General features: G+C 60.0%; 11 protein-coding genes. 1 reads left to right on the forward strand and 10 read right to left on the reverse strand.

Features of this window, described 5'->3' with window-relative positions; translation table 11 throughout:
• Positions 1-194: 194 nt before the first annotated feature.
• The 8 genes from E5J99_RS08980 to fabG form a co-directional block, all read right to left on the reverse strand.
• Positions 195-1130, reverse strand: coding sequence for an alpha/beta hydrolase (locus E5J99_RS08980; RefSeq protein WP_167852050.1), 936 nt, complete (start codon positions 1128-1130; stop codon positions 195-197).
• Positions 1131-1134: 4 nt separating this feature from the next.
• Entirely contained in the window at positions 1135-2004 is an 870-nt protein-coding gene (locus E5J99_RS08985; protein ID WP_135497391.1) for a pseudouridine synthase, read from the reverse strand.
• Positions 2005-2056: 52 nt separating this feature from the next.
• Positions 2057-2461, reverse strand: coding sequence for a hypothetical protein (locus E5J99_RS08990; RefSeq protein WP_135497392.1), 405 nt, complete (start codon positions 2459-2461; stop codon positions 2057-2059).
• Positions 2462-2589: 128 nt separating this feature from the next.
• Positions 2590-4665: a VWA domain-containing protein gene (locus tag E5J99_RS08995; protein ID WP_245318821.1), complete on the reverse strand. Its 2076-nt coding sequence runs from the start codon at positions 4663-4665 to the stop codon at positions 2590-2592.
• Positions 4666-4918: 253 nt separating this feature from the next.
• Entirely contained in the window at positions 4919-5281 is a 363-nt protein-coding gene (locus tag E5J99_RS09000) for a hypothetical protein (RefSeq protein WP_135497393.1), read from the reverse strand.
• A 68-nt stretch (positions 5282-5349) separates the two neighbouring features.
• Positions 5350-6693, reverse strand: coding sequence for a hypothetical protein (locus E5J99_RS09005; RefSeq protein ID WP_210114427.1), 1344 nt, complete (start codon positions 6691-6693; stop codon positions 5350-5352).
• A gap of 452 nt (positions 6694-7145) precedes the next feature.
• Positions 7146-7706, reverse strand: a complete 561-nt coding sequence (locus E5J99_RS09010) for a YiiX family permuted papain-like enzyme (protein WP_210114428.1) — start codon at positions 7704-7706, stop codon at positions 7146-7148.
• Positions 7707-7989: 283 nt separating this feature from the next.
• Positions 7990-8739 carry a 3-oxoacyl-[acyl-carrier-protein] reductase gene (fabG, locus tag E5J99_RS09015; protein ID WP_135497396.1) on the reverse strand — a complete coding sequence of 250 codons (750 nt, stop codon included), beginning with the start codon at positions 8737-8739 and terminating at the stop codon, positions 7990-7992.
• A gap of 147 nt (positions 8740-8886) precedes the next feature.
• On the opposite strand from fabG, the gene E5J99_RS09020 reads away from it, so the two are divergent.
• On the forward strand, positions 8887-10131 hold the full coding sequence (locus tag E5J99_RS09020; RefSeq protein ID WP_135497397.1) for an NAD(P)/FAD-dependent oxidoreductase: 1245 nt from the start codon (positions 8887-8889) through the stop codon (positions 10129-10131).
• Between the two features lie 215 nt (positions 10132-10346).
• Here E5J99_RS09020 and E5J99_RS09025 read toward each other — a convergent pair whose 3' ends face one another.
• The gene (locus tag E5J99_RS09025) at positions 10347-11102 is read right to left on the reverse strand and encodes a tetratricopeptide repeat protein (protein ID WP_135497416.1); all 756 of its coding nucleotides are present in this window, start codon (positions 11100-11102) and stop codon (positions 10347-10349) included.
• A 181-nt stretch (positions 11103-11283) separates the two neighbouring features.
• Complete coding sequence (locus E5J99_RS09030) at positions 11284-11922, reverse strand: tetratricopeptide repeat protein (protein ID WP_135497398.1); 639 nt, start codon at positions 11920-11922, stop codon at positions 11284-11286.
• Between the last annotated feature and the right edge of the window lie 155 nt (positions 11923-12077).

The raw sequence follows: 12077 nt of genomic DNA on the forward strand, positions 1-12077 counted from the left end.
GAAGCATCGCAAGTAGCTCTCCTGCGCAAAGTGAAGGCCTTCTTCCGGTGATGCGCCGCAAACATTCTTCAGCCCGAAAAGCCCTGTATCAGCGGCTGATAAAGGGCTGTGTGCAGGTAATCGACTTTGCTGGGGTAGGCGAGGAAGGTTCTTCGGTTCGCTTTGCTACACTCAGGCTGACAGGCGGGGTGCTCTCACTGTCGCCGCAGAAACCCTGCAACAGTTGCTTCCCACTCCGCTGGATACTTATGTACGTATGGCTCGTGGCCGACGCCGGCAAAGTCGCGGCGCTGCTTGGGGCCGCGGAGGGCAGCGTAAATAACGTCGGTTTCCTGGCGCGTTACGCGCGGGTCGGCCGCTCCCCACAGCAGCAGCGTAGGCGTAGTAACGTGGTGGGCAAACGCGGTGGCGTCGAGGTCAAAAGCCCAGAAGCCATTCTGCACGCCGCCCCAAAATACCAGCAGGTTGGCCAGCGGAAAAGTGGGCACGTGCATGGAGCTGAAGCGGTTCTTGGCCGTTTGGAGCATGCTGCCGTACGGGCATTCCACGATGGCTGCGGTGGGCTTGACGCCCAACTCACTTTCGGCCCGCAGAATGGCTACGGCCCCGATCGAAGCACCATACAGGATAATGGGCACCACTGGTTGCTGCCGGCGCAGAAACGCAAAAGCCGCCGCTACGTCCGTGGATTCGCGAAACCCGACCGTGGTCTGGAAGCCGTCGGAGCCGCCGTTGCCGGCGAAGTCGACCAGCAAAACCGAGTAGCCAAGCTTACGGAACACGCCCGCTTCCATCAGCAGCTTCGACTTGTTGCTGGTGTAGCCATGAAACAGCGCCACGCAGCCCTTGGCCTTGGGCACCGAGCCATACCACGCCTCCAGCTTGCCCGTGGGGCTCGGAATGGAGACGGTGCAGAAGGCAAAAGCCGGTACCCCCACGTTGCACGGCTTCGGGTTTTTGATGCCGGTGAGCAGCATCTCAATTTTACCCAAAGTGGAAAGCTGCTCGGGGCTATTGGTGTGGGAGCCGGGCTCGTCGGTGAAGTGAGTGAAGCGCCAGGCGTGCAGAAAAGCTACGGCATTGACGGCTAAAAAGCCCGCCAGCAGAACCCAGAGCAGCTTCTGTTTCACTACACTAGCGCCCGCCGTTGCGGCCTCCGCCTGCGGGCCGGTCGGAGCTGGGCTTGCGGCCCGCGCCGCCCGAAGCAGGTTTGTAGCCGGATTTGCCCTTGGGCTTGTCGGAGTCGGTGAAGCGGCCGGCTTTGCCAGCGGCGGCCGGTTTGCCGGGAGCGGTTTTGGAGAAACCCACCGCTTTCGGACCGGCTGGCCTGGCACCCGCTGGTTTAGCCCCGGCGGCCCGGGCAGGTGCCGCAGGCTTGGCGGGCGCATCGGTTTTGGCCGCTACCGTCCGCTCACCGGGCATTTTGGTAGCCGAGTAGGCCGAGCGCAGCTTCGCTGACTCAGCCTCAGTGAGCTCGCGCCACTGGCCGGGGGCGAGGCCGGTTACGGGCAAATGGGCAATCTGGGTGCGCACGAGGCGCAACGTGGGGAAACCCACGGCGGCCGTCATCTTGCGCACCTGGCGGTTCATGCCCTGCGAAATCGTGATTTTCAGCCACGAAGTTGGAATAGCGGCGCGGAAGCGGATGGGCTTGCTGCGCTCCCACAAGTCGGCGGGCTGCTCGGGCAGCAGCTCGGCTTCGGCGGGCGCGGTGTAGCTCGTCTTAATATCAACGCCCCGGCGTAGCTTTTCCAGCGCTTCCTCCGTGACAACGCCTTCTACCTGGGCCAGATAGGTTTTGGGTACTTTGTAGCGCGGCTCCGAGAGGCGGTGCTGCAGCCCCTTGTCGTCGGTGAGCAATACCAGACCCTCACTGTCGTAGTCGAGGCGACCTACGGGGTACACGCCGGGTACGGGCACGAAGTCTTTGAGCGTGGCGCGGCCGTTCTCGTCGGTGAATTGGGTGAGAACTTCGAAGGGTTTGTTGACGAGAACGTAGCGCATCAGCGGAAAGAAAAACGGGGTAAAAAAGAAATCAAAACCAGCAGGTCCACACCTAGCGCTGCCGCAGCCGGGTGCCGGGCATCAGCTGCACCACGTCGCCGCTGGGGTACACCACAAACTCGCCACTGTCGCGGCTGACGCTGCCATTCTGGGTTTCTTCGTGGTAGGCGTGGCTGACAAAGGTACCAATACGAACCGCACCCGCCGCCGCCGGCAGCGAAATAGGTGGTTGGGGCCCGGCAGAAGTGTCGGTCGTGAGCCGCGCTACGCTGGTAGCATAGGCCACGGAATCGTGCCGCGTGTAGGGCTTGGTCGTGAACCGGCCGGCGCGGTAGTTACGCGGGTTGCCCAAGCGGTTGCCGACATATTCGGATACGGCCGATTCTGCTTTCTTCTCGGGCGAGGAGGTACAGCTGGCAAGCAGCGCGACGGCGGCAAAAAGTAAACGGGTTTTCATAGCAAGGGTAAAACGGCCTTTGGAGAAAGATAGCAGCGCAATGCTTCGCGAGGCAGTAGCGGCAAGCCGTGGGGTTGGATCAGTACGCAGAGCAACGCCCCGCCCAACGCTGCCTGGCGCAACCACCTCTAAATTCCGCCCGAGTACTTCCGCGTGGCCCACTCGGCCGTGACCAAGGCCAGTAGCACGAAGAACAGCCATTTCAGGTTAATCAGGTCTTTCAGGTCTTCCTGGCTGGATATAATGGGCTTGGCATTCGCCTGTTGAATATCCTGCGTGAGCTGGCCAAACTGGCTGGGGAAATAGAGGCGGGAGCCACCGCGCCGCGCGAGTTGATACAGCATATTGTGGTCGGCGCGGGCCTCGAGGATTTCGAGCTGCTGCTCCTGCACCAGCAGCTCGCCCCGATCCTGTTGGGCCTGGCCCCCGAGCGTAGCACTGGCCACGTAGCGGTAGAGGCCGCCGGGCAAAGTGCCCAGGTGCAGCGGCGAACCGTCTTCGCTGTTGGTAAAGCTGAAGGTGCGGGTACGGTCGTGCTCATCCGTCAGCGCCAGCTTGATTTGCTGGCCGTAGATGCGCTCGAAAATAGCGTTGTAGGTTTCGGCCCCGAAGGTCACGTCGTCGGTGGTGCTGAAGGCATCCTGGGTGGGATACACGTCGAGGCGCTTCTTGTTGGCGTTGGCCGTCAGCAGCTGCAGCGTCCGGATGATGAGGCGGTCGTAGGCTTCGGGGCGGTCGTCGTGGTCGGCCGCTTCCTGCAGGCGCCACTGCCAGCTGCCATCGGTGAGCAGAGTGGCCTGGCGCTGGGCAGGTACCCCACCTACCACCAGCAGCGGCTTCTTCGTTTTGAGTCGGCCTACCTGCTGAAACAAGGCTACCTCCGCGCCGCCACTCACCCGCAGCTCCCCGAAGGGCACCGCCGCCGGCGGATAAGCCGCGTAGCGCCGCAGCGCATCTTCCTCAAACGTGAAGCGCGAAAAAATCGGGTTCGGCACCGGCGTCACCTCATCGGTCTGGGAGCCGCGCGGCGTAATGGTAAGCCCGGTGCCGAAGGCGTTGTAGGCAGTGAAATCGGACTGCGCCCCCACGATGTAGAGCGTCGGAACCTTCCGGCTCCGGACGGCCGCCAGCACCTCCGCGCCCATGCCGCCCCGGGCCGGCAGCTGGTGCAGAATGGCCACATCATAGTCTTGGGCCGGCAGTGGCGTGATGCCGGGCAGGTAAGTCGTCAGCGCGAAGTTGTCGTTCTGCTGGATGGCGGCGCGCAGGGCTTTCAGATCGGGATGCGGAGCCGCGCCGGCCAGCAATACGCGCAGCTTGCCCTTCACCACGTCGAGGTAGGCGCTTTTTCTGTTATTGAGCGGCGTAAACTCGCCGGGCAGCGGCCGCACCACTACTTCGTAGCGGTGCTTGCCGGGGGCGTTGGTGGTTACCAGAAAAGTCGCTTTTTGGCTCCGCCGACTGCCCGTGAGCGGCACGCGGCGGGTTTGCAGCACCCGGCCATTTTCGCGCAGCTCCACTGTGGCCGTGCCGCTACTGAAGCCGTCGTAGTCTATTTCGGCTTCGATGGGAAAACGGTTGCCGCTGAAAGCCACGCGGTTGTAGGTCAGCACGGCCAGCCGCACGTCTCTCTTGGCCAGTGTGTCGCCCACGGCTACGCTGTAAATCGGGAAGTTGAACTCCGAAAATACCGGGGAGCGGCCCTGGTTGACGATGCCGTCGGAGAGTAGCACCACGCCGGCCAGATTACGCCCGTCGTAGCTTTCCCCGATGCCGGTGAGCAGGCCGTCGATATCGGAAGTGGGGGCTTCGAAGCGCAGCGAATCGGGCCGGGCCGGGCGGAGGCCGGCGCTGAAGGTGCGGGTCTCCACCTCAAATCCTTTGCCGCGCAAGGTGGCGGCCAGTTGCGTGAGGCCAGCCGTGGCCTGTGCCAGCACCGGCTGGGGCGTAAACAGGCCCACCGACTGTGAATTATCGACGGCCAGCACAATGGTGGGCTGCTCGGTGGTAGTGGTGGTGGTTTTGATGAAGGGTGAGAGCAGCAGAAAGCACAAAAAGCTCACTACCGTGAAGCGCAGGGCCGCCAGCGCGTAATTTACCGACTTGCTCCAGGGTGCTTCGGCCGAGTACAGCAGGGCCGCGTAACCCGCGCCCACGGCCAGGCACAGCAGAATTAACCAGGGAGAAGCAGCGGTGGAGAGCAAAGGCAGAGCGAAGAATGGAGCACTAAGAACCCCGAAGATAGCCGGGAAGTTGCTTGTAGGGAGTTAGCCCGGTAAACGGACCAACTGGTGAAGTGGCGAAGTTACGGACTGGAAGAATAGGGCAGCAGCGTACAGAATAGTTGGTACTTCCACCCAACGCAGTGGGGGCTAAGCACCAGGTGGTCACCTGCTGTTTAGCCCCCACTGTTGTGAATCAAAAGTAACCGCGCTGGGTTGCGGCTTTCCTGCGCTGCTAAAACGTGAAAGTGGTGGTTTTCTGAGAGGCTACCTGAACGCTATGGGGCACTAGCTGGCGGTTCTTATAATACGTGAAGATATAGTCGCCAGGGTTCAAGTGGTCGAATGTAACCCGCACCGTGCCATCTATTTGCGTTGCGAAGTCGGCAACATACTTCCTGGCAAGCGGTGGGGTATTCGGATAGGTTTCCGCCACATGTACCGAGCAGTAATAGCTGTCCGGCACATCGGCATTTATAACCGGAGTGAAGGAAATAGCTACGCTGCCCGTCGTATCTATTGCGTCTTTTTGGCATGAGGCCAGCAACGCGACGACAAGGAATAGTACCAGGGCATGAAAGGAGCTTGTAAATCTCATCAGCTTAAACAAATACTGGGGCAGCCCATACTAGCCTCTGCGGTAGGATGAGCTGCCCATGAAAAAAACTACCGCACGCGCACCGTTTCGAATGACATAATCACCGTTCCCGAGGTCAGTTCGTTGGTCCAGACTGTGTTCGGCTCAAGCCACACCAGCTCTCCGCCCTGTAAGCGGGTTATAACGGGGGAGTTAAAGGAAACCACTACGCCACCGAGCCGGTCATTGCCAGTTTGGGACTCGTATTCAACGGTATACTCCTTTTGGTTGGTGGTGCTGCCGCCAAGCGAACCGCCCACCTTTATATCGGTGCCAGTGCTAGCATCCAGCTTCCAGTTGGTCCCAACGGTAGTAGTGTGCTTATAGGTCTTCTTTTCCGTAACGGTCGGATCGTATTCCTCCAGCATCATACCCCACGTGTCGCCGTACTTTTTCATATCCCACGGAACGAACTTCACGGGAACCGTGAAGGTGTATTCTTTAGGAGCATCCACCACTTTCACATAGTACGAGTTCCACCCGAATATTCCTTTCGTGCGGCGCTCCATGTGGTAGGTAAATAAATTGTCGGCGCTAACGGATAGGTTCTTGAAGTTGGGCGTGAGCGTAGTAGGCGAAGAGCCACCAAAAAATCCGTTGATCCAGAATTCATAGTTGCCCTCATCCCAGCCGCCAATTGTTGTGAAGCCCGCCAGATTTTCGAAACGCATAGCGGTTATGGCTTCCTCGAAATTGGAATTCAGGGTCCCTTCCGACTGCCCACCAGAGACGTTGATGTTATAATAAATCCAGTCCCGCTGCGCACAGTTCTGGCAGGTATTTCCTATGCCAAATGCCTCGCGAACCTTGTAGTCTGGCGCACTCGGATCATACAGGCCCACCTTCCGGGTCGCAATTGAGGATTGCACGCCATTGTATTCATTATCCAGGAAATAGTAGCTCACCTCGCCATCCTTAAACAGGAAGTCACCATGGTTTTTGGTGGACGGTGCTCCGCGCCCGGCAAGTACCCGTTCGTTATCCTTTATCACGAGAACCGGAATATTGGGCTGCTCCTTGGGGTCCAGCTCCGCTTGTTCCCCATCCTGGTTGAAGGCGATAAGGCGGTCTTGCGCGTCGCGAACGGCTACTAACGGAACCTGCGTAGCAGCGTCCCACTCCTGATTTGGAAATTGGGGAACATAAATGTTCAGCAGCGGCAGATTCGTCGCGATGCGCCCCAGGGCAATGCCAGATTGGGAGAGCGAATCAAGGTACGAATACAGCGTCTTCTGCCGGCCTACTTTGGCTTGCTTGAGCTGGCTGAACAGCACATCGTAGTCCTTGTCGAAGTACTGGATGGACTGCGCCTTGATGGCTTCCCGCACTTCCTTCTTGGTAAGCGCCTTGGCCATGGTTTTGGCAAAGGACACCCGCAGTTCGGTTTTTTGCTGGGGGGTTAGCACTTCTGCCGGATCCGGTTGTACCGTTTCAGCATCTTTCGAGCAGCCAGATAGCAGCCCAAGGGTTCCCAGAGCTATAAAAGCTCCTACGCGTAAAGAACTGGTAAACATGTGAAAAGGGATATTGGTGGACAATACAAACCTTTCCCGCTAAGTAGGAAAGGTAATCACATGCAATAGGTGGCGTGGATAAGCGCCGGATAGGGCAGAGCGGTTAGTGGGTCAAAAATAGGAAAACAAAGTTGTCAGGGTGCATGTATGCGCAAATGATAATATTGGAAAGAAACTGGCATGACGGCCCGCACTAGCTTGAAACAAGGTTTTACTGCCCTCGGCCATTCCTGGCGCAATATCTTTGGGCCACCCGTTGAACCGGTTAGACCGGCGGCGTTCTGATCTGGTCGGCTCGTTGCTAGCTGGTCTCAGCGTGCTGGTACGGTCACCAGCTCCTTACTTTCCAGCATCCGGACCGGGGAAATTACCTTCTCCTCCAGCGGAATATTCTTGCCGTACCGCTCCCGCAGCTTGGCCTGCACCGCCGGGTGGCTCAGGTCGAATTCGCGCAGGGTCTGGAGCTGGCCGATTTCGCGGCCGGTGGCGGTTTTGTACATCTTCCAGAGCAGCTCCGAGCAGTAAATCCGCTCATCACTCCAGCCGAAATAGAGGTCGTAGCTTTTGCCCTGGTACTGGCGGCCGGCGGCCTGCAGGCGCTGCAATACGGCGGGCGTCAGCACGGTTGTGGCGTCGCGCAGGCGCTTCACCACGAAACGGCCGTCCTGGCCCCGCGCTATCCAGTTGGCCAACGATGTTTCGCTCACCGGCTGCACGGCTTCGAACACCCGCCACTCCCGGCCGCGCCGAAACAGGATGCCGCAGTGGCTGTACTCCGACTTCGTGGCCAGCTGAATGGCCCGGCTCTGCGCCGACTGCGAGGTCTGGAAAATAAGGTCGCCGTCGTGGAGCTGCGGCGCGGCCTGAGTCACGGCGGTTGAGGCGTAGCGGCTGGCCTGCAGGCGCGCATAGCGGCGCTGCAGCCGTGGGCCAGCAGGGCTACCAGCAACAGTGGCAGCAGAAGCAGCAGGAGCCGGGGTTTCATGAGAAGTGGAAATGGGGTGGTGCGCTTGAAACAGAACGTCATGCTGCGCGAAGCCGAAGCATCTCTCCCGCAGCAGTAAAATTATTTACCAGTGCACGCAAGATGCTTCGGCTTCGCGCAGCATGACGTTCTACTTAATTAGTCGTTGCAAAAAGCCGGTGACTGGCCGCTTAGGTCAGCATGCCGCCATCTACCTGCAGCACCTGGCCGCTGATGTAGCTGCTGTCGTCGGAGGCGAGGAAAGCGGTGGCCTTGGCCACGTCTTCGGGGGTGCCGCCGCGGCGCAGCGGAATGGCTTTGCGCCACTCGTCCACCTGCTTGGGGTCGAGGGCATCAGTCATTTCAGTTTCGATGAAGCCGGGCGCAATGGCGTTGCAGCGGATATTGCGCGAGCCCAGCTCCAGGGCCACCGATTTGGTGAAGCCAATGATACCGGCTTTGGAAGCGGCATAGTTGGCCTGGCCGGCGTTGCCTTTGATGCCCACCACCGAGGTCATATTCACGATGCTGCCGGCTTTGGCACGCATCATGGGCTTAATGGCGGCTTTGGTCAGGTTGAATACCGACTTCAGATTCACGCCCAGCACCTGGTCCCACTGCTGCTCGCTCATGCGCATCAGCAAGCCGTCCTGCGTAATGCCGGCATTGTTGACGAGGATATCGAGCTTGCCAAACTCGGTCAGCACGTCGTCAATCAGCTTTTCGGCTTGGCTGTAGTCGGAGGCGTCGGAGCGGAAGCCTTTAACTTTGGTGCCGTGCGCGGCCAGCTCCTGTTCGAGCTGCTGGCCTTTCTCCACGCTGGAGAGGTAGGTGAATGCCACATTGGCCCCAAGCTGGGCAAAATGCACCGCAATGGCGCGGCCAATTCCTTTGGAAGCCCCCGTAATCAGGGCCACTTTTCCGTCGAGCAGTTTTGTCATGGTGGCGAAGGTAGTAAAACAAGCTATGTAGTGTTTGCCCCGGCGAGGTGGCCTTTTGACCTGCCACCTTTGGTGCTGTGCGCCGAATGGAGGAGCTTTGCCGTAGGTTGCAGCAAATTTGACCGGGGGCAGCGCCCCACGTACTCTATGCGCGAAGTTTCGATTTGTATTCTGGGAGCCGGGCCGGGCGGGGCCACGGCGGCGCTGCATCTGGCGCGGGCCGGCCAGCGCGTACTGCTGTTGGATAAAGCCGATTTTCCGCGCGACAAAGTCTGTGGCGATGCGCTTAGCGGCAAGGTTATCAGCGAGCTACGCCGCATCGGCGACGATGTGCCGGGCCGGCTGGCCGCCGCGCCCACGCAGCTGCCTTCCTGGGGTATCGATTTTTTTGCCCCCAATGGTCGCCGCCTCGCTATTCCATTCCGGCCCGACTTTAACAAAGCCACCGACCTCGCTGCCGGCCACATTGCCAAGCGCATTGACTTCGACAACTTTCTGGTGGAAGAAGTGCGGCAGAAGCCCGAAATCGAGCTGCTGGAAGGCGTAGACGTTACCCAGTATGAGCGCACCGCCGACGGCCGCTGGCTGCTGCGCACCGCCACCGGGGAAATCATTGCTTCCGCGCAGATTCTGCTGGTGGCCAACGGAGCGCAGTCGGCCTTTGCGCGCCAGATAGCAGGCCATGCGCTGGAGCCCGACCACCATTGCGCGGGCCTGCGGGCTTACTATGAGGGCGTTACGGGCCTGAGCCCCGACAACTTCATCGAGCTGCACTTCATCCAGGATTTTCTGCCCGGCTACCTATGGGTGTTTCCCTTGCCCAACGGGCAGGCCAACGTGGGAGTGGGCATGCTGAGCAAGGCCGTAGCGGCGAAAAAAGTGAACCTGCGCGAGCGGCTGGCCGATATGCTCGAAAACCACCCCGCCCTGCGCGAACGGTTCCGGGATGCCCGGCGCCTCGGCCCCGTGCGTGGCTTCGGCCTGCCGCTGGGCTCCAAGCGCCGCGCTATTTCCGGCGACGCCTACTTGCTGCTCGGCGACGCGGCTTCTCTCATCGACCCGTTTAGCGGCGAAGGCATCAGCCACGCCATGGTCAGTGGCCGGCACGCTGCCGACTGGGCCGTGCGGGCCCTGGCCGCCCACGATACCAGCGCCGCGTTTCTGAAGCAGTATGATGCCGCCGTCTACCGCCGCCTGGGCCAGGAGCTGCGCCTGAGTCGGGCCATGCAGCGCCTGCTGAACTTCCCCACCTTATTCAACTTCGTGGCCAACCGCGCCGCCAACAACCCCACGCTGGCCGAAACGCTGTCCAGCATGTTCATGGACCTGAATATGCGCGAGCGGCTGCGCCAGCCCAGCTTTTATGTGAAGCTGCTGTTCGGGGGAAAGTAAATGCGTGTTTAGCCGTGTTGTCCTGCTCGATCTGGCGTCTACGTAGTCGAAGCATCTCCACTGCTTCATTTGGGCAAAATAGAACGTGTCATGCATGACCACCTATTCGGATAGGCTCTGAGAGGAGCAGCAGCAAAAACGCCGATTCCTCGCAGGAGGAATCGGCGTTTTTGAAAAAATCTAAATATCTCCTAAGAAGCTGCCTGGCGTATCGGTCAGTCTTTGCCGGCGTAGCGGCGCAGGCTTTTGGCAGCTTCCGGGTTGAGACGGGTAGCTTTTTCCAGGTCCATTTTCGCCTCGTTCGGCTTATTGATGGACGAGTAGCTGATGCCACGGTACTCGTAGGCGTCGGCGTAGGTGCTGTCCAGCGTCAGGGCTTTGGTGAAGTCGGGAATAGCGCCTTTGAAGTTGAAGAGCTGCATTTTTGCCGCGCCGCGCCCAAAAAAGGCTTCCTTATCGTCGGGACGGTACTTGAGGGCTTTGGAAAAGTCGCTGATGGCGGGCGTGTATTCCTTGAGCTTCAGGCGTGTCAGGCCCCGATTGTAGTAGGCTTCGGCGTTGGTGGGCTTCAGGCGTAGCACCGAGTTGTAATCCGTAACGGCTTCCCGGTAGTCTTTCAGGTGGCTTTTCGCCTTGGCCCGTACCAGCAGCGCGTCCGCGTCGCGCGGCTTGGCTTTCAGCGCGGCGTCAGCCATCCGGATATCGGCCTTGTAGTCCGCGTTATTCTTGCGGGCCGCCGGCTCTACCACGGGCGCAGTAGCCACGCTGGCCGTAGGGCTGGTGGCCGCCGCTGGCGGCGCACTGGCCGCGTTGGTAACCGCCGTAGCCGTGGCGGGCAGGCGCGGGGCCGACGACTCGGTCGAAACGGCCCGACGGGAGCCGGGCGTGTCGTTTTCGACGGTGGTAGCACATTGGGTGGTAAGCAGGACCGTAGCCGTACCCGCTACGAGATGGAGTACAAAGTTTTTCATTGCGTAAAAAGCAGATAGTCAGAAGAAATAGCCTGTCTTGGAGCGGCGGGCAGCCCTGCGAAATCAGGACTTTGGGCGTGCCCAGCGTGTAGACGTGAAGCAGGTGTTGAGGTTGCCTTTTAACGCAAAAAAAGCGCCCAACCGGTTTCGGCTGGGCGCTGCGCAGGGGGTGAGCGGCGAGTTATTTGCCCGGCCGGTAGCGCTTCAGAGTTTTGGCAGCTGCGGGGTTAAGAGCCGCTGCCTTTTCCAGATCCTTCACGGCCAGCGCATCCTGGCCGGCGAGTGAGTAGCATACGCCCCGATACTCATAAGCATCGGCGTTTTCGGGGTCCTGCACGATAATCTGGCTGAAATCCGTAATAGCGCCTTTGTAGTTCGTGGCTTTCATGCGGGCCACGCCCCGGTACAGCATGCTGGGCTTGTGCTTGGCATCATACTTCAGGGCTTTGGTAAAATCGGCCATGGCCGGCTGAAACTCCTCGGCGCGCAGCCGGGCGGTGCCGCGCAGGTAATACCATTCCACGTTAGCCGGCTGCAGCCGTAGCAGCGTGTTGTAGTCGGCTACGGCCTCGGGGTAGTCTTTCAGCTCGACGTGCGCCTGGGCGCGGCTCAGCAGAGCCTCCACGTCTTTGGGAGTCGTCTGTAGCGTTGCGTCGGCCGCTTTTAGCTGCGCTTTGTATTCGCTTTTCGACAGCGTCCGCGTCGGCACGGAAGTCACGGGTGCGCTGACCGTCGTAACCGGGGCGCTGATAGCCAGCTGGGCATGCGCGGCGGGCATGGTCAGCGCGCCACAGAGCAGAAGGAAGGAGAAGTGCTTCATAAAATGATAGGGGATGAATACGGGAAGAAAAAGCGTCGGCAAAAAACGGGACTGGTGGCTGGGTTGGGGAATAGGGGCGGAAATGCGGGAAGATGGATTCGGTCCTTATCTTTACCCCGCTGCCGAACACCGGAGAAAAGTGCTTGGCAGTGGTT

This window comes from Hymenobacter elongatus, assembly GCF_004745955.1.
GTDB lineage: Bacteria > Bacteroidota > Bacteroidia > Cytophagales > Hymenobacteraceae > Hymenobacter > Hymenobacter elongatus.

What these genes read in the sequence shown, in the direction of transcription:
- E5J99_RS08985 (WP_135497391.1), bottom strand. Translation starts at nt 2,004, where the DNA reads ATGCGCTACGTTCTCGTCAACAAACCCTTCGAAGTTCTCACCCAATTC.
- E5J99_RS08990 (WP_135497392.1), bottom strand. Translation starts at nt 2,461, where the DNA reads ATGAAAACCCGTTTACTTTTTGCCGCCGTCGCGCTGCTTGCCAGCTGT.
- E5J99_RS09000 (WP_135497393.1), bottom strand. Translation starts at nt 5,281, where the DNA reads ATGAGATTTACAAGCTCCTTTCATGCCCTGGTACTATTCCTTGTCGTC.
- fabG (WP_135497396.1), bottom strand. Translation starts at nt 8,739, where the DNA reads ATGACAAAACTGCTCGACGGAAAAGTGGCCCTGATTACGGGGGCTTCC.
- E5J99_RS09020 (WP_135497397.1), top strand. Translation starts at nt 8,887, where the DNA reads ATGCGCGAAGTTTCGATTTGTATTCTGGGAGCCGGGCCGGGCGGGGCC.
- E5J99_RS09025 (WP_135497416.1), bottom strand. Translation starts at nt 11,102, where the DNA reads ATGAAAAACTTTGTACTCCATCTCGTAGCGGGTACGGCTACGGTCCTG.
- E5J99_RS09030 (WP_135497398.1), bottom strand. Translation starts at nt 11,922, where the DNA reads ATGAAGCACTTCTCCTTCCTTCTGCTCTGTGGCGCGCTGACCATGCCC.